The following is a 16,888-nucleotide window of genomic DNA, read 5'->3' as shown; positions in this document are numbered from 1 at the left end:
CTTTTATATTATTTCAGAATGCCGGGGCGTAGCAGTAAATCCCAGCAAGGGTCGATTGCGATAACATCGCGATCTTTGAGTGCGTTGGCATAGATTTGCTGCAAGGCAAGGCGGGATGTCGTCATCGGACACTTAGGTCGCAATATGCCATCGGTTGCTTCAACTGCCGCTTTTGTCTCTGGTGTCATTGCTCCGACAGTGCGGAAAGGGTCGGCACCGATCTGGATTTTCCTGGTGGCTTCTCGGTTGAGGAGCCACGGAAAGGGATCGGTGAAGTCGAGGGTCATCAGCGTTTTTAACTGGATGCTGTTTTCTGCTTCGAATTTTTTGAGCGCATTGACTGCTTTGTCGACCGAGATAAGCCAGTAAATCTGAAAGTCGAGCTCGGAATAAAGCCGCCAGCTCGGCAGCTGCCCTTGCTGCGCCAGTGCTTCATAGGGCGCGGAATAATCCTCATAATGCTGCGGCAAGAGTTTAGCCCGCTCCATCATGTCGGCTCTGGCGGAAACCTGAGCCATGTTTTTCATCTCGGTAACGGGCGGCTGAACATATGTCGGGGCGACAGCAATTGCGCGCAATACTTTATGTCCAATGTTGCTGAGCGTGGGGACTGCGATGAATGCCGTCAGGATCACCACAGTCATTTTGATTTTATTGTCGTTCAACGGCTTGATGCGTTGCCAGATGATGAGCAAAACTGGCCACAGAAAAATGAATTCCTGGCTGCCGGTGTTTTGTGTTTCGACAAAGATCCCACCGGCAAGCGTGATTGCGAGCCAAACTGAGCCGTGATCGAAAAAGCGGGCTGGGGTGATTTTGCCGCGTGTTTCGAGCCAGAACAACACAAGAACCAGAATGCCTGCTGGCAGAATAACATCGAGCTTACCGGATATGACGGTGAGAAAACGTGGCAGCAATACTGCTTGGTTTAGCACGAGCAATTGGACGATATCTGCAAGATAGGCTGATATCATGTGGCCGTTAAGTTCCAGTCCGGCGAGCACCACGAGGGCTGCAACAATGGCCATTAGCACATTGCTCATCGAGATCCGCCCGGCAAGAAGGGCTGTAAATCCGAAGAGCCCGCCAACAAGGAAACCAGTGATTTTTGTCAGAAACAAGCAAAGCATCGTCGCGGCACAAAACAGTGCAAGCTTTCTGCCGTTCGGTATGAAAACGAGCCCCGCGAGCAGCACATAAAGCAGCAGGTTCGCCTGGCGATTATAAATGCCGAAGCCATCGAGACCGGGATAAGACGTTTCAAACTGAGCATTTGCCGGAGAGATAGCGAAAATCAGAAACGGGATCAGCAATGCAAAAGCCGTGAATCGGTTTTGCCGGTCAATACCGGCAACGACGAGGCCCATTAGTGGCGCGGCAACTACGAGTGTCGACCATTGCGCGAGCAGCATTGGCTGAGCATAAGAGAAGACGTTCAGTCCCCAAGCGAATAGATAATACCCCAGTGGCCCTGCAGGAGTGAAGAAATCGACCGATGGAATCTGCCCGGTATCTATGCGCTGAGCTGCATCGAGATAGATGTAGGTGTCCCAATACATCGGGCCGATTGGCACAACAAGCGGCAGGGCCAAAACGACTAGAAGCAAGGCAAGAACGAGCACCATCCAGAAGACCGGACCGCTTATGAAACGGGATCTTCCAGATTTTTTATTCGACGTTGAAGAGACCGAAGCTTTCAAATTCTGCCCCCGCTTCCGTGAAAATGGTCCAACTTTATATTGTTCCTAACCGTCAGACGTTTAAAAACTCCAAAACACGTCTTGCGCTTGCGATATACAATAATATGGTGCCGCGAAGAATTGAACCGGAGTTGAATGTTGCAGAGCGTCGATGTTTTGGTGATAGGCGCTGGCGCTGCTGGCATGATGTGTGCGATTGAAGCCGCGAAGCGCGGTCGTTCCGTTCTAGTGCTGGATCATGCTAAAAAGCCGGGTGACAAAATCCGTATCTCTGGAGGCGGTCGCTGTAATTTCACCAATATGCATGCAAGCCCGAAGAATTTTCTGTCGCAGAACAAGCACTTTTGCATTTCCGCATTGAGCCGCTACACGCAGCGAGACTTCATCAAACTTGTTGAGCGCTATCGGATTGCCTATCACGAAAAGACGCTGGGGCAGCTTTTCTGCGATGGTTCGGCAACGCAGATCATTGATATGTTGCTTGATGAGATGCACCGCTACGGTGCGCTTTTGCAGCTCGAAACAGCAATCGAGAATGTCGAGAAAACCGAACGCGGTTTTGTCATTCGCCATTCGGGCGGCACAGTTTCAGCAAAATCGCTTGTTATTGCTACCGGTGGCAAGTCGATCCCGAAGATGGGGGCCACCGGTTTTGGCTACGAGATTGCGACGCGTTTTGGTCTTCGTCTCGTCGAGACACGTCCCGGTCTTGTGCCCTTAACGTTTGAGCCGCATCTGCTTGAAAGGCTAAAGCCGCTTGCGGGTGTTGCCGTTGATGCCGTGGTTGCGTGCAAAAAGACGAAATTTACAGAGGCAATGCTGTTCACGCATCGCGGCATCAGTGGTCCGTCTATCCTCCAGATTTCCTCTTATTGGCGGGAAGGGGATGAAATCGTCATTTCCATGCTGCCCCAAACCGATCTGTTTGAAGCACTGCGCGAACAGCGATCCAAAAATGGCAAGCAGGCCCTGCAAACTGCACTTTCTTATTTCATACCCAAGAAGCTGTCCCAGCTGATTGCCGCTGATTTTCCAGCAGGCAATCTCGCTGACCTGTCAGATGCCGTATTGCGCCGCGCTGCTGCCGCGGTCAATGACTGGCGTGTGAAACCGGCAGGCTCAGAAGGCTATCGCACGGCTGAGGTCACGTTGGGCGGTGTTGATACGCGCGATCTCGATTCCAAAACGATGGAAGCAAAGAATGCCCCCGGGCTCTATTTCATAGGCGAAGTGGTTGATGTCACCGGCTGGCTTGGCGGCTACAACTTCCAATGGGCATGGTCGTCCGGCTGGAGTGCTGGTCAGGTCGTTTAATTCTTGATCAGACTAGCATCGAGCTTTGGCGGGAATTCGAGCTCGATTTCGTTCTTACCATAGATGAAACCGCTGAGGGCCGGATCTGTTATCATTGGGATGACGCGATATTTGCCATCTGGCAGACCTGCCGGGAAGAACAGCGGATAGGAATCCTGACCGTCTTCACTATGATAGATCACATATTTTCCGTCTCGTTGTTCAATCGGATTATCGTCGATCATATGGCTTTCGCCGGGTTTGAGCGTCGGGCCTGAAATGTCATAGAGCTTGTGCGCGACGCGTGTGCCATTGTCGCCATTGAAGAGGAGAAACAGTTCTGCGTTGGAGAGGTCCATATCCGAATTGCCGGTGTTTTTCAGCGTCAGAGTGAACAGGTTGCGATAGTAGTCAGGGTTTTCCGCAATGTCTTTATAGTCGGAAAGAGCAAGAGAGGCCATTTGCGGCTTGGTTCCATCGGTGTCGTAGCGGGAGACAAGGTCATAGGCCTGCGTGAGTGAGACCCAGCCTTGAGACATACCGGTACTGCCATCGCGCGCGAATTTCATGAATTCGCCACTAAATGCTAAAATGCGGACTGTTTCGCCTTCAAGAAGATAAGCAGGCGTACGGGTCTGTGGGTCGGCTTTGCTATATATTTCCAGCTTAATGACCGGAACAGTCCAACTATTCTCTGTGTCATCTTGGTCCGCGATTGTTTCCAGAGTGATGTTGCCTTCACGATCATAAGTTATCATGCGGGCCGGCCTGTCGATATAAGGCCAGTGCCAGGCTTCTTCTTTTGCGCGCGATTGTTCAAGCAAATGAGGCGAAGCATCCGGATCAATCTGTAGGATATCGACACGTGTATCGTCGTCACCCTCAAAATAGCAGCTGCTTTTGATAGCATTCTGGCTTTCAATCAGCTCTACATTCCACAATCCCCTGCAGTTGAGGCGATCATTGAATGCTTCGGAAAAATGGAGCGGCACATAGGATTTGTTGTCAGCATCATAGAGAAAGATGCCAAAGCCTGTGTCTGGGCTGTCGCTTGTCTTTGCGCCGATTGCGACATCGGGAAAGCCGTCGAAATTATAGTCGGCGACGGTGAAAATTGGATCGCCTTCGAAATTTTTAACCCATTCTGCATCGATCATCTGAAGCTCGGAACCATCGGGCTGCACAATGAAGTAACCCTTTTCAGTTTTCTTAACCTGAGCTTCGACATCGGTGTCGGGTTTAAGTTGCAGCAATGTGCTTTGCGCGAGCGACGTGTCGCACACTCCACTTGATAGAAAAATAAACGCGAACCCAAATAGTGAAGAGCGAGATAGCTGTGTCATTTCGAATGGCTTCTATGAACGGAATAAGTCTGCTTACACGATTGCATCAGAAAGGGGCAGTATCCGCAATTCATTATGCGAGGTTTCGACAGTTCAACTGTGTCTTCCGGTCGCGCTCGATGGAACTCGCTTGTTCCGTTGATGCGATTCGCGTATCGCCTTAAGGTAACGGATGAGGATGGAGGTTCGTCCGAATGCCGCAAAGAAATTCCCCCCTCGCACCGTTCCAATACGGAACCTTTCGGGCGCTCTGGTCTGCGACACTATTTTCGAACCTTGGCGGCCTCGTGCAGACGGTCGGCGCGGGCTGGATGATGGCTACCATTGCGCGCTCCGATGATATGGTTGCGCTGGTTCAGGCCTCCACCACTCTTCCTGTGATGATTTTCTCCGTTGCGGCCGGTGCGCTTGCCGATAATTTCGATCGCCGCCGCATCATGTTGACAGCGCAGGTTCTCCTTCTTCTCGTTTCCGTGGTGTTAGCGGTTTCCGCATATCTTGGCATTTTGACGCCATGGATGTTGCTTGGCTTTACCTTTCTGATCGGCTGTGGTGGGGCCCTGCACAATCCTTCATGGCAGGCGTCGATGGGTGATATTGTCCCGCGAACCGACTTGCCTGCTGCCGTTGCGCTCAATTCCATGAGTTTCAATCTGATGCGCAGTATCGGACCGGCGATTGGTGGCGCAATCGTTGCTGCCGCTGGTGCCGCTTTTGCATTCATCTTCAACGCGTTTAGCTATTGTGCGTTGATCCTTGCGCTTTGGCGGTGGCAACCGCAGATCGCAAAATCAACATTGCCACGTGAAGCACTCGGGCCGGCAATGATCGCGGGGCTGCGCTACGTCTCCATGTCGCCCAATCTTTTGAAAGTCATGTTTCGTGGCTTTCTGTTCGGCTTGTCTGCGATCGTTATTCTTGCGCTTTTACCGCTTGTGGCGCGTGATCTCGTTAACGGCACAGCACTAACCTATGGCATCATGCTCGGCTTTTTCGGCATTGGTGCCATTGGTGGCGCGCTTTCAAGTGCTCGTTTGCGCGAAGTCCTGGGTAATGAGTGGCTTGTCCGTAGTGCCTTTGCCGCCTTTGCCATCAGTTGTCTTTTGCTTTCGGTCAGCCGCAGCATTTGGATGAGCTGTATTTTCTTGCTTCCGGCTGGTCTGTCGTGGGTTTTAGCGTTGTCGCTTTTCAACGTGACCGTCCAGTTGTCGACCCCCCGCTGGGTGGTTGGTCGCGCGCTGGCGCTTTATCAGACCGCTACTTTTGGTGGCATGGCGGCAGGTAGCTGGCTTTGGGGAGCGGTGGCTGACGAGTTTGGCGTGCCAGGTGCTTTGCTTGCAGCAGCAGGCGTTTTACTGTTGGGGGCCCTTGTTGGGTTATTGCTGCCGCAGCCAGAATTTGAATCGCTTAATCTTGATCCGCTCAATCGTTTCAGTGAACCGAAGCTTCGTCTTGACCTTCGTTCACGGAGTGGTCCGATCATGATCATGGTGGACTACAAGATCGCTCAGGAGGACGTTAAGGCATTTTTGGCGGCAATGGCGTTGCGACGACGAATTCGCATTCGAGATGGCGCACGGCAATGGGCGTTGCTGCGCGATCTTGAAAATCCCGAGACTTGGACGGAGAGTTATCACGTTCCGACATGGGTGGAATATGTACGCCACAATCAGCGTCGAACCCAGTCGGATGCTGAAGTTTCAGAACGGCTCTTGGCATTGCATAAGGGGTCGACTCCTCCTTTGGTGCATCGCATGATCGAGCGGCAGACCGTATCCATTCACGATGATATGCCGCTCAAAGCACATCTTGATTTGCACTAGAATTCGAACTTAACGCCGTTTTCAGTGAGAGGGAGACGAAAACTGGACATTCGCGATCTGATTACGACCACTCTTTTTGCTGGTGTAAAGCTGGTGATCTGCCTGCTGCAACCAGAGTGAACCTGCCATCTCGAGGTGCGTGCGTGCTGAAGCAATCCCCATGCTGACGGTAACATTCGTGCTGACTGTCGAGCCGGGGTGTGGAATGTTGAGCGACTGAATTTGAAATTGAATTTCTTGTGCGGTGGCGAGCGCAGTTTGCGGATCTGCGCCAGGTAAAACACAGGCGAATTCTTCACCACCATACCGCGCTGTCATCCCCGACACTTTATGTACTGCACGTGTGAGCGCTGCTGCAACCATGGCAATGCACCGGTCGCCTTCAGGGTGGCCATAGGTGTCATTGAACAATTTAAAGAAATCGATATCCAGCATAATGACCGAAAGCCAAGCGCCGGAAGGTGCGAGACGGGTGATTTCCGCTGACAGGGTCACTTCCAGTTGGCGGCGGTTGCTCAGTCCGGTGAGGGCATCGGTTACAGCCATCTGCGCTAGTTGATCACGCAAACGCTTCAGTTCGATGTGATTGGATACGCGGGCACGCAGAACCACAGGATTGATTGGTTTGGTTACGTAATCGATGGCACCCAGCGACAGGCCGCGAACTTCCGCTTCCTGATCATCAAGGCCCGTTGTGAAGATCACCGGAACGTCGGCAAGCAGGCGATCGTTCTTCAGGCGCACACAGACTTCGTAACCATCAACACCGGGCATCATGACGTCGAGCAAAATGATGTCAGGCAATACATTTCTGGCAACTTCAAGTGCCTGTTCGCCGGAAGTTGCAAAGCAGATTTCGTAATGTTCTTCCAGCACGGCATTCATGATCTCGATATTTGATACTTCATCATCGACAATCAACACGGTTGCACGGTTAGGCATTTAATCAACTCCGGTAGTCTTAAAGTACCACAACTTCATCTGCGGTCGGTCTTAAATAGCTGCTGCTTACGCCAAACATCAATCATTCGCGGCTTAACGGAAGTTAGTCGTCAAAAGCTGCATCAAGGCTTCGCAAGGCGGACTCGTAATCAAGTTTATCCAATGCAGTTTTCGCGTCACCTAGTGCTGCGCCTTTTGCTCGACTGTCTGCGGTTGCTTCAAGGGTCTGCATCAAGGCATCGAAACTAGTGCGTGCCCGCATACTTCTGCGTGTCAGATGATCACGCAACGTTGCGACTTCGGCTGCTAAATCCGTCTTTTGGATGGCATCCGCCCTTTGTAGAATGGGCGCGTTCGATCGTTCCTTCAAGTTCTCGGCAGCCTTCAATGCAGGTTTCAAGGCTGAGTTGAGCGCAGATAATGTTGGCTCTAATCCGACCAACTGCTCGTTGGCAATCGCAAGCTCCACTTCAGCAGCGATGCGCGAAATTTCAGGCAATTCAAGCGAGGCCGCAACGCCCTTCAGCGTATGGGCTAAACGGCGCGCGCTTGTAAGGTCGCCCTTTGCTATCTGGTCCATCAGTGTCTGAATGACATCGACAAAATCATCGTGGAAACTGATAATGAGGCGGCGCAACAAGGCCTGCTTTCCGTTGACGCGGACAAGAGCGCGCGCCAGATCGAAAGGCGGGAGACGTTCAGGGAGGTCAGTTTGCAGCAGTTCAGATTTTTTGTCTTGTGATGCTTGAGGGGCGGTCTTCAGTTCACGAGGTTTCATCCAGCGTTCCAAAGTCCCGATGAGAATACTTGGGTCGATGGGCTTGGCAACGTGGTCATTCATTCCCGCTTCGGCACATCTGCGTCGTTCTTCTTCATAGGCGTGAGCAGTCAACGCGATGATTGGCAGGGCCTCTGCTGACCAATTGCGCCGAATATGGGTGGTTGCTTCCAGACCATCCATCTCAGGCATTTGTACATCCATCAATATGGCAGAATAGAGTGATCCGGACCGCGCTACCTTTTCACAGGCAATACGTCCATTTTCAGCGATATCGACATCGAGACCCGCATCACTGAGCAGTTGGTAGGCGATTTCGCGATTGATCGCGTTGTCTTCTACTAATAGCACGTGCGCTCCGCGCAACGGTTCTGCGATGAGTTCAGAATCTCTTGCTTGGTTGCTTGAATCTATTGAAAGCGGGAACAGCATATTCAAAGTTTGCAGGATTTGCTGCGATTCTATCGGCTTTGGCAGGTACGCTGCAATACCGGCGCGAGAAGCCCGTGCTTTGAATTCGTCGCTGCCATAGGCCGTGATAAGAACGATTTCCGGCAGTTTGGTGAGTTTTGTATTCGCGTATAGGGTACTGACAGTTTCCATGCCATCCATGCCTGGCATCTTCCAATCAAGCAGAACAACATCATAAGGGTTTCCGCGCTGGAATGCTGTTTCCAAGGCGCCGATCACTTCTGTGCCCGAAGCTACCAGATCGACTTGCATGGACCAATCAGCAAATATGCTCTGCAAAATCTCGCGGGAAGCTGGATTGTCGTCTGCGACAAGGATTCGTAGCTTTTGAATATGGAGTTGAGGCTTTTCGATTATCGAATGCGTGCGGTCAACATTGCCGAGTGTTGCTGTCACGGTAAAGACACTGCCTTTGCCGGGTGTGCTCGACACCGTAATGTCGCCGCCCATTTGTTCGGCGATCTGCTTACTAATCACCAGTCCTAGGCCCGTTCCGCCAAAGCGACGCGTTGTCGAACTGTCCGCTTGGGAGAAGGAACTGAAGAGCTTTGATTGCTGATCGGCGGTCATGCCGATGCCGGTGTCGGCAACAGCTATCTGCAAACGATAGTTGCCATCCTCTGACGGCTTGCCGCTCACACGTAGCATAACTGAGCCATTTTCACTAAATTTGATGGCGTTGCTCATGAGATTAAGCAAGACTTGGCCAAGCCGCATCTCGTCGCCAACTAACCGTTCTGGGACGCCTTGATCAATGTGCAGATTAACGGTCACGTTTTTAGCCCGGGCATCGGTGCTTGTGATCTGAAGCTTGCGATCAAATAGAGCACGCAACTCGAACGGTCGGTTCTCCAGAGTGAGCTTGCCCGCATCATTCTTGGAGAAGTCCAAAATATCGTTGATCAGGCGAAGTAGTGAGCCGCTGGCACTGTTGATCTTCGACAGGTAGTCACGCTGGCGCTCCGTCATGTCTGTGCGAAGCATCAAATGGCAAAAGCCCAGGATTGCATTAAGAGGGGTGCGGATTTCGTGACTCATATTGGCCAGGAACATCCCCTTGGCTTTGTAAGCCTGCTCAACCTGGGCCGAGTGCATTTCAATCGCTGAGTTCTTGGCCAAGATCTCATCGCGCATATTGCTAATGCTGTTCACGCAACTCACTAGCATGTCGGAAAACCATACGAGCACGGCTGCTTCAAGAGCAACGATTACGGCATGGATCATAACGCGTCGAACATCGCTTCCAGTTGGAAAGACCAGAGATGGGAGCAGATAGTCGAGCGTAAGGTGATGGAGGGCAATTGCAACGGCTGCAATGATGGTCGCTCTTCTGTCACACCAGCCAATCGTCAGGGCCAGCATGGCAAAGAAATACATATGCATATCCATCTGCCAGATATGGCCGCGGAGCAGATAAAGCAGAATGGCGGGCTCCGCAACAAGAGCCACGGCAGATAAAAAACGGGTAGCTGGTGCAATGTCTGCACGCCACCACATCAAGTTGTAGCTTGCTGCGAGGAACGTGCCCGCCAATGCACCGCCCGTAACGGAAGCGCCGGCCCCATAAGCGATCGCGGCGAAAAGTGGTACATGCAGCCAGAACAGAACCACAAGAAAACGCGCAAAGCGTCTGCGGATATCGTCGAGTTCAATGATCATGTACTAGGCCCCGGTGACGGCAAGGTCAAAACAGCTGGAAAGTTGGGCAGGTTCAAAGACAAGCCATGCGCCTGCGTTATAAAGTGCGGAAATTGCGTCGAGGCGATCAGAATGTACAACTACGACGTTCATTCGTTCATTGAAAGAAAGTATCTGTGCGTCTGCCTCCTTGAGGAGGGTGGACACCTGCGAAGCGTCGGCCCAGGGCCGCATCAGCACTGCAAATTGACCATTCTCACCGCGTGGAAACAGAACTGCATAGACCAGCACCATCAGGCCTATCAGGAAAAGAGAGACGGCTGGCAGCATGTCTAGCATGCGCCACTGTGACTGCGCTAAATTGGAGTTCATAATATCTTTATCCGCAATTCAACACGCCTTGGACGTATCGCTTCATAATATATAAAAATGCGCGTGTCTTGCTGTATATATACTACTTTAAGATTGTCTTATTGCTTTACGATCAAAGCGTCGCCGAATGCCTGTTTTGACTGATTTGCAGGGTGGAAAAGCGTCGATCGACATAGAGGTGCCGGACCTCGATGGGAATGCGATGTGACGGGATGCCTGAATTTGAGATCTTGACACAACTTGGCGGAACATCGGTCCAAATTGTGATGTGAGGCGGCTCGCTTCGTTGAAGGCCCCCTTTTCAATACTTTCCGCTGATAGCTGCCAGTATTGCATGGCGCGATTGTTTTTGTGTTATGAACAATTTTGCTTTACGTACCTCAAGAGCGACGCTAAGGTTGTGATGTGACGCTTTGGGAGGAGTTCACGTGAAGATTGGTTTTTTCGCACATAGAAGTCGTTTTGCGACCGGTTCCGACAACGTTGTCTACGGTAGGTTCGCATGATTCTGGCACACACGCAGACCACGGTGCCACTCCTTGAAGCTGTGTCGCTGTCAAAGTCATTTGGCCCAGTTCAGGTTCTCAAAAACATTAATTTGAGCATTTATGGTGGCGAAGTTCACGCCATTATCGGCGAAAATGGCGCCGGAAAATCGACTTTGATGAAACTGCTGGCGGGGAATGAGCGTCCCACGAGCGGTGAAATTCGCATCGATGGAAAGCTAATCGCTTTTTCAAATCCCGTGGAAGCCGAAGCGCAGGGTATTGTCCTTGTGCATCAGGAAATCTTGCTCGCGCCGGATCTGACGGTCGCGCAGAATATCTATCTCGGACGAGAACTTTCCAATGGACTTGTTGTGGATGATAGATCAATGCGCGAAGGAGCTCGGAAAGCCATTCGCGATCTGGGCGCGGACATCAATCCTGATGCAATCGTCGGCAGCCTATCGATAGCGCAGCGCCAGCTAGTGCAGATTGCACGGGTACTGCTTGTACCGCATCGCGTGGTGATTTTCGATGAGCCGACAGCATCTTTGACACCGGTCGAAACCGAAGCGCTGCTGAAGGTTATCATGGATATCAGAGCGAAGGGAGTTGCGGTTCTTTATATCTCCCATCGTCTGCCGGAAGTGAAAGAGATTTCGGATCGCGTTACGGTTCTGCGCGATGGAACGCTCGTTGCGGCTCATATGGCAGCAGAGCTTCAGCCGAACGACATGGCTCGGCTTATGGTTGGTCGCGATGTTGCCAAGCTTTATCCAGATCGTTCAGCGCAGCGCGGACAGGAACGGGTGCTAGAAGTCGAAGACTTCAGCGTCCCCGGCTACGTGAAAACAGCAAGCTTCAAGTTGAACAGGGGCGAGATCCTAGGCTTTGCGGGGCTAGTCGGGGCAGGACGAACAGAACTGATGGAAGGCATTGTCGGACTTCGACCTGGCAAAGGACATCTGCTGCACAGGGGAAAGTCTGTAAACTTTCGCAATGCGCATGAAAGTCTTTCCGCCGGTATTGCCTATTTAAGTGAAGACCGTAAGGGCAAGGGATTGTTGCTTGCCAAGGATCTTGGCATCAATCTGACGCTTGCATCTATCAGTAAATTTGTGCGTGGTTTGCAGATTGACCGTCGACGAGAGCGTGTGGCGCTTGATGATGCGATCAAAGAATTCGATATTCGCACTGGCCGCAAAGATATTCTTGCAGGACAATTGTCAGGCGGAAACCAACAAAAGCTTTTGTTGGCAAAGATGATGATGCTCAACCCGTCCATTGTGATCATCGACGAGCCGACGCGCGGCATTGATGTGGGCACCAAAGAGCAGATTTATCAATTCATCGCCAACCTGGCCGATGAGGGCAAATCGATTATCGTTGTTTCGTCTGAAATGCCTGAATTGATAGGCATATGCGATCGTATTGTCGTCATGCGCGAGGGCAGGGTCGTTGGTGAAGTGACCGGTGACCGAATGACGGAACACGACATCGTCGTTTTGGCTACAGGCGTCAGCACTGAAGAAGCAGCATAAAATAAAAAAAGGGGAGTCAATGACTGACGATGTAACTGACAAAAGCAGGGTGCCTAAGACGTCTCGAGACTGGGATCTGCGGGCAATAGCACCATTTGTTGCGCTGCTTCTGCTGCTTGTTCTGGGAACAATTGCCAATCCAAATTTCATCAGCATCGATAATCTGCTGAATGTCGCGACACGCAGTGCCTTTATCGCAATCATCGCGTTGGGTGCGACTTATGTGATTTCCTCAGGAGGATTAGATCTTTCTGTTGGCGCTATGGCTGCTTTCGTGGGCAGTATCATGATCATGTTCATGAACAGTGGTGTCATCGCTGATCCCGTCATGATGTTGATCGCGGCCGTCCTTCTTGCCGTGGTGGTCGGTGCACTTTGTGGGTTAACCAACGGGCTGATTACCACGCTCGGAGGAATAGAGCCGTTCATTGCGACCCTCGGAACGATGGGGATTTACCGTGGTTTGACAACGTGGCTATCTCAGGGCGGCGCAATCACGCTGCGTAACCCTGAGATTCAGGCGCTCTATCGCCCTGCTTATTTCGGTTCGGTTTTTGGTGTTCCTATCCCGGTCATCGCTATTTTCGTCACAGCAGCGATCGCAGCGTTTGTTCTTTATCGTACGCGATATGGGCGCCACGTCATCGCAGTCGGTTCCAGCGAAGACGTGGCACGCTATTCAGGGATTTCCGTCAAGCGCGTTCGCACAATTGCTTATGTGGTTCAGGGACTTTGCGTCGCTGTTGCGGTCTTGCTGTACGTTCCACGACTGGGTTCAACGTCGGCAACGACGGGCATGTTATGGGAACTTCAGGCAATCACTGCGGTCGTCGTCGGCGGCACGGCATTGCGCGGGGGCGTGGGACGGGTCTGGGGCACAATTTGCGGCGCGTTCATCCTCGAAATCGTCGGCAATATCATGTTGCTCTCCAATTTCATCAGCGAGTACCTGATTGGTGCTATTCAAGGCGCAATCATCATTATCGCGATGCTGGTGCAGAGGTCGCTTTCGCGGCGATGAAAATCAAGGCGTGAGGCATCGTGTTTTCGCGCCCTGAATGACAGGTTTGACGGGATTCAAGGGGCAGTCCGGTCACACATCGATATAGCCCCCTGACCATTTGGGAGGAATGAATGCGAGGAAAATTTCTAGGTGTTGCTTTTGCTGCTTTGGCGGCTGGGGCATTGGCATTTGCCGGTGGCGCGAATGCACAGGATAAAAAGGTTACGATCGGTGTATCGATCCCTGCTGCGGATCATGGCTGGACTTCCGGTGTAGTTTATCATGCCGAACGCGTTGCCAAGCTTCTGATGCAGGAGCATCCAGGTCTCAACGTGATCGTCAAGACTTCGCCGGACGCAGCCAGTCAGGCAAATGCATTGCAGGATCTTGCCGTTCAGGGGCTTGACGGTCTGGTCGTGCTGCCAACCGATCCGGATCCACTCGTCAACGCTATTAAGGAAATCAAGGATAAAGGCACTTTCGTAGCTCTCGTCGACCGTGCGCCGAGCAGCAATGACAATACGATCCGTGATCTTTATGTGGCGGGTAATAATCCGGCTCTCGGTCAGGTCGCTGGCGAATACATCAAGAAAACGACACCTGATGCGCAGGTTGTAGTTATTCGTGGCCTTCCTATTCCGATTGACCAGCAGCGTCAGGATGGATTTGACAAGGGTATCGAAGGCTCCAACGTCAAGATTCTTGATCGCCAGTATGGCAATTGGAACCGTGATGATGCGTTTCGTGTCATGCAGGACTTCCTAACAAAGTACCCGAAGATCGACGTTGTCTGGTGTCAGGATGACGACATGGCTGTGGGCGTGCTTGAAGCCATTAAACAGGCCAATCGTGAAGACATTCAATATGTCATCGGCGGCGCTGGTTCCAAGGACATGATCAAGAAGGTGATGGACGGCGATAAGCTGATGCCGGTGGATGTGCTTTATCCGCCTGCAATGGTTTCTACAGCCATGCAGTTGGCAGCTGGTCATTTCTACGATCAGATCCCGGTAAGCGGCAACTATATCCTCGACGCTACGTTGGTGACCAAGGACAATGCCGAGCAGTTCTACTTCCCGGACTCTCCTTTCTAATGTCATCTTTGCGCGCCTGCATTGGCAGGCGCGCATTTGAATTTCCCCTAAACAGTTTTGAATTTCATTCGGAGGACTTTTGATGAAGACGATCAAGGGGCCAGGGATATTTCTCGGGCAGTTTGCAGGTGATGAAGCGCCGTTCAATACATGGGACGGCATCACGAAATGGGCTGCAGAGAAGGGCTATGCCGGTGTGCAGGTTCCCACCTGGGCAAGCCAGTTGATCGATCTTAAAAAAGCGTCTGAATCCAAAGATTATTGCGACGAGTTTGCTGGCATCGCGCGCGAAAACGGCGTCGAAGTGACCGAACTTTCCACACATTTGCAGGGGCAGCTTGTTGCTGTTCATCCGACCTATGATGAAGCTTTTGATGGTTTCGCTGTGCCGGAAGTCCGTGGCAATCCAAAAGCGCGCCAGCAATGGGCGGTCGAACAGGTGAAGATGGCAATCCGCGCCTCGCGCAATCTGGGCATAGGAGCACATGCAACCTTTTCAGGCGCATTGGCTTGGCCCTTCATCTACCCGTGGCCACAGCGTCCGGCCGGTCTGGTCGAGGCAGCGTTTGATGAACTCGCCCGCCGATGGCTGCCAATCCTTGACCATGCTGACGAGCATGGTGTGGATATTTGCTACGAAATTCATCCGGGCGAAGATCTGCATGATGGTGTGACGTTTGAAATGTTCCTTGAACGGGTCAAGAACCATCCGCGTGCGAACATGCTTTATGATCCGTCGCATTACGTGCTGCAATGTCTCGACTATCTCGACAATATCGACATCTACAAAGACCGCATCAAGATGTTCCACGTCAAGGATGCCGAGTTTAATCCGACCGGTCGTCAGGGTGTTTATGGTGGCTATCAGGGCTGGGTAAACCGTGCGGGCCGTTTCCGTTCTTTGGGCGATGGTCAAGTCGATTTTGGTGCCATTTTCTCCAAGATGGCGGCCAATGATTTTGATGGCTGGGCTGTTGTCGAATGGGAATGCGCGTTGAAGCATCCTGAAGACGGTGCGCGTGAGGGTGCGGAGTTTGTAAAGCACCATATCATTCGCGTCACCGACAAAGCGTTCGATGACTTTGCTGCGGGCGGCACCGATGATGCTGCCAATCGTCGTATGCTGGGATTATAGGTAGTTCAATGACCATTGAAGCAAAAACCAAAGAAGCGGCCAATCCACGCATTCGACTCGGTATGGTTGGCGGCGGTGCAGGGGCCTTTATTGGCGGAGTTCATCGCATGGCCTCACGCTTGGACAATCGCTTTGAACTGTTGGCAGGCGCACTCTCTTCATCGCCCGAACGAGCCCAAGCATCAGGGCGCGAGCTTGGGCTTTCAGAAGATCGCATTTATTCCAGCTACAAGGATATGGCGATCCGCGAAGCGCGTCTAAAGAATGGTATTGAAGCGGTCGCAATCGTTACGCCAAATCATGTGCATTATGATGCCGCCAAGGAATTTCTACGTCGCGGCATTCATGTGATCTGCGACAAGCCACTGACCTCGACCTTGGCCGATGCAAAGAAGCTGAAGAAGGTGGCCGACGAGAGCGGTGCATTGTTTGTGCTGACGCATAATTATACCGGTTATCCGATGGTTCGGCAGGCGCGCGAAATGATCACCAATGGGGAGCTTGGTGATTTGCGTGTGGTTCAGGTTGAATATGCGCAAGACTGGCTCACGGAAGCGGTTGAAGAAACGGGCGCAAAGGGTGCTGTCTGGCGCACTGATCCGGCGCAATCTGGTCTTGGAGGCGCAACAGGCGACATCGGCACCCATGCCTTCAATCTAGCCTCCTTTGTCACTGGTCTGACGCTTGAAAGTCTAGCGGCCGATCTCGATAGTTTCGTGTCGGGTCGTCGGTTGGATGACAATGCACATGTGATGCTTCGTTTCACCGGTGGAGCCAAGGGTATGCTCTGGTGCAGTCAAGTGGCACCGGGCAATGAGAATGCGCTGCGTTTGCGTGTCTATGGCACTAAGGGCGGCATTGAGTGGGCGCAGGAAGATCCTAACCGCCTGTGGTTCACACCGTTTGGTGAACAAAAGCGGCTGATCACCCGAGGTGGAGCAGGCGTTGGCAATGCTGCAACCCGCGTGACGCGCGTGCCGGGCGGGCATCCGGAAGGCTATCTCGAAGCCTTTGCCACGATCTACAGGGAAGCTGCAAACGCAATTCAGGCCCGACGCGACAACACCAGCCCTGACAGTGCAATCATTTATCCAACCGTCGACGATGGTGTCAAAGGCGTTGCTTTCATCGATGCTTGTGTGCGCTCGTCAAATAAAAATGGCGGATGGGTAAGCCTCTGAAGCAAAAAATTTGGAAAGCGCCGCCATTTGGGCGGCGTTTTTGTTTGCGTAACGCGATCTCGCTTATGGGCCGGTTCAGCCGTCGTAGA

12 protein-coding genes are annotated in these 16,888 nt (G+C 52.2%); 7 read left to right on the top strand and 5 right to left on the bottom strand.

Going from position 1 to position 16,888, the window contains the following annotated elements:
• Positions 1-8: 8 nt before the first annotated feature.
• Positions 9-1,625 (bottom strand): hypothetical protein, encoded by a 1,617-nt coding sequence (locus QSJ70_RS18555; RefSeq protein WP_285538602.1) that lies wholly within the window; start codon positions 1,623-1,625, stop codon positions 9-11.
• A 213-nt stretch (positions 1,626-1,838) separates the two neighbouring features.
• On the opposite strand from QSJ70_RS18555, the gene QSJ70_RS18550 reads away from it, so the two are divergent.
• On the top strand, positions 1,839-3,014 hold the full coding sequence (locus tag QSJ70_RS18550; RefSeq protein ID WP_285538744.1) for a BaiN/RdsA family NAD(P)/FAD-dependent oxidoreductase: 1,176 nt from the start codon (positions 1,839-1,841) through the stop codon (positions 3,012-3,014).
• On the opposite strand, the gene QSJ70_RS18545 is transcribed toward QSJ70_RS18550, so the two are convergent.
• Positions 3,011-4,336, bottom strand: a complete 1,326-nt coding sequence (locus tag QSJ70_RS18545; protein ID WP_285538600.1) for an FG-GAP repeat protein — start codon at positions 4,334-4,336, stop codon at positions 3,011-3,013. The genes QSJ70_RS18550 and QSJ70_RS18545 overlap by 4 nt on opposite strands.
• A gap of 194 nt (positions 4,337-4,530) precedes the next feature.
• Between QSJ70_RS18545 and QSJ70_RS18540 the strand changes: the two genes are divergently transcribed.
• Positions 4,531-6,159, top strand: a complete 1,629-nt coding sequence (locus tag QSJ70_RS18540) for an MFS transporter (RefSeq protein ID WP_215777551.1) — start codon at positions 4,531-4,533, stop codon at positions 6,157-6,159.
• 21 nt (positions 6,160-6,180) lie between these two features.
• On the opposite strand, the gene QSJ70_RS18535 is transcribed toward QSJ70_RS18540, so the two are convergent.
• The 3 genes from QSJ70_RS18535 to QSJ70_RS18525 form a co-directional block, all read right to left on the bottom strand.
• Positions 6,181-7,101 carry a diguanylate cyclase gene (locus tag QSJ70_RS18535; protein ID WP_285538597.1) on the bottom strand — a complete coding sequence of 307 codons (921 nt, stop codon included), beginning with the start codon at positions 7,099-7,101 and terminating at the stop codon, positions 6,181-6,183.
• 103 nt (positions 7,102-7,204) lie between these two features.
• The gene (locus tag QSJ70_RS18530) at positions 7,205-10,009 is read right to left on the bottom strand and encodes a response regulator (protein ID WP_285538595.1); all 2,805 of its coding nucleotides are present in this window, start codon (positions 10,007-10,009) and stop codon (positions 7,205-7,207) included.
• Positions 10,010-10,012: 3 nt separating this feature from the next.
• Positions 10,013-10,360: a hypothetical protein gene (locus tag QSJ70_RS18525; RefSeq protein WP_215777546.1), complete on the bottom strand. Its 348-nt coding sequence runs from the start codon at positions 10,358-10,360 to the stop codon at positions 10,013-10,015.
• 502 nt (positions 10,361-10,862) lie between these two features.
• Here QSJ70_RS18525 and QSJ70_RS18520 point away from each other — a divergent pair.
• The 5 genes from QSJ70_RS18520 to QSJ70_RS18500 all read left to right on the top strand — a co-directional run bounded on the left by QSJ70_RS18520 (position 10,863) and on the right by QSJ70_RS18500 (position 16,799).
• Positions 10,863-12,386: a sugar ABC transporter ATP-binding protein gene (locus QSJ70_RS18520; protein WP_215777544.1), complete on the top strand. Its 1,524-nt coding sequence runs from the start codon at positions 10,863-10,865 to the stop codon at positions 12,384-12,386.
• A 19-nt stretch (positions 12,387-12,405) separates the two neighbouring features.
• Entirely contained in the window at positions 12,406-13,407 is a 1,002-nt protein-coding gene (locus QSJ70_RS18515; RefSeq protein ID WP_215777542.1) for an ABC transporter permease, read from the top strand.
• Positions 13,408-13,520: 113 nt separating this feature from the next.
• Complete coding sequence (locus QSJ70_RS18510; protein WP_215777541.1) at positions 13,521-14,483, top strand: substrate-binding domain-containing protein; 963 nt, start codon at positions 13,521-13,523, stop codon at positions 14,481-14,483.
• A gap of 82 nt (positions 14,484-14,565) precedes the next feature.
• Complete coding sequence (locus QSJ70_RS18505; RefSeq protein WP_285538590.1) at positions 14,566-15,618, top strand: sugar phosphate isomerase/epimerase family protein; 1,053 nt, start codon at positions 14,566-14,568, stop codon at positions 15,616-15,618.
• Between the two features lie 8 nt (positions 15,619-15,626).
• A complete protein-coding gene (locus QSJ70_RS18500; RefSeq protein WP_285538588.1) occupies positions 15,627-16,799 on the top strand; it encodes a Gfo/Idh/MocA family protein in 1,173 nt (390 codons plus the stop codon).
• Positions 16,800-16,888 lie beyond the last annotated feature (89 nt).

It is taken from the genome of Brucella sp. NBRC 12950 (assembly GCF_030268145.1).
GTDB lineage: Bacteria > Pseudomonadota > Alphaproteobacteria > Rhizobiales > Rhizobiaceae > Brucella.
Note: the sequence above shows the minus strand (reverse complement) of the source record. Positions and strands in the feature narration are given on the sequence as shown.

What these genes read in the sequence shown, in the direction of transcription:
- QSJ70_RS18555 (WP_285538602.1), bottom strand. Translation starts at nt 1,625, where the DNA reads ATGGTGCTCGTTCTTGCCTTGCTTCTAGTCGTTTTGGCCCTGCCGCTT.
- QSJ70_RS18545 (WP_285538600.1), bottom strand. Translation starts at nt 4,336, where the DNA reads ATGACACAGCTATCTCGCTCTTCACTATTTGGGTTCGCGTTTATTTTT.
- QSJ70_RS18540 (WP_215777551.1), top strand. Translation starts at nt 4,531, where the DNA reads ATGCCGCAAAGAAATTCCCCCCTCGCACCGTTCCAATACGGAACCTTT.
- QSJ70_RS18535 (WP_285538597.1), bottom strand. Translation starts at nt 7,101, where the DNA reads ATGCCTAACCGTGCAACCGTGTTGATTGTCGATGATGAAGTATCAAAT.
- QSJ70_RS18530 (WP_285538595.1), bottom strand. Translation starts at nt 10,009, where the DNA reads ATGATCATTGAACTCGACGATATCCGCAGACGCTTTGCGCGTTTTCTT.
- QSJ70_RS18525 (WP_215777546.1), bottom strand. Translation starts at nt 10,360, where the DNA reads ATGAACTCCAATTTAGCGCAGTCACAGTGGCGCATGCTAGACATGCTG.
- QSJ70_RS18520 (WP_215777544.1), top strand. Translation starts at nt 10,863, where the DNA reads ATGATTCTGGCACACACGCAGACCACGGTGCCACTCCTTGAAGCTGTG.
- QSJ70_RS18515 (WP_215777542.1), top strand. Translation starts at nt 12,406, where the DNA reads ATGACTGACGATGTAACTGACAAAAGCAGGGTGCCTAAGACGTCTCGA.
- QSJ70_RS18510 (WP_215777541.1), top strand. Translation starts at nt 13,521, where the DNA reads ATGCGAGGAAAATTTCTAGGTGTTGCTTTTGCTGCTTTGGCGGCTGGG.
- QSJ70_RS18505 (WP_285538590.1), top strand. Translation starts at nt 14,566, where the DNA reads ATGAAGACGATCAAGGGGCCAGGGATATTTCTCGGGCAGTTTGCAGGT.
- QSJ70_RS18500 (WP_285538588.1), top strand. Translation starts at nt 15,627, where the DNA reads ATGACCATTGAAGCAAAAACCAAAGAAGCGGCCAATCCACGCATTCGA.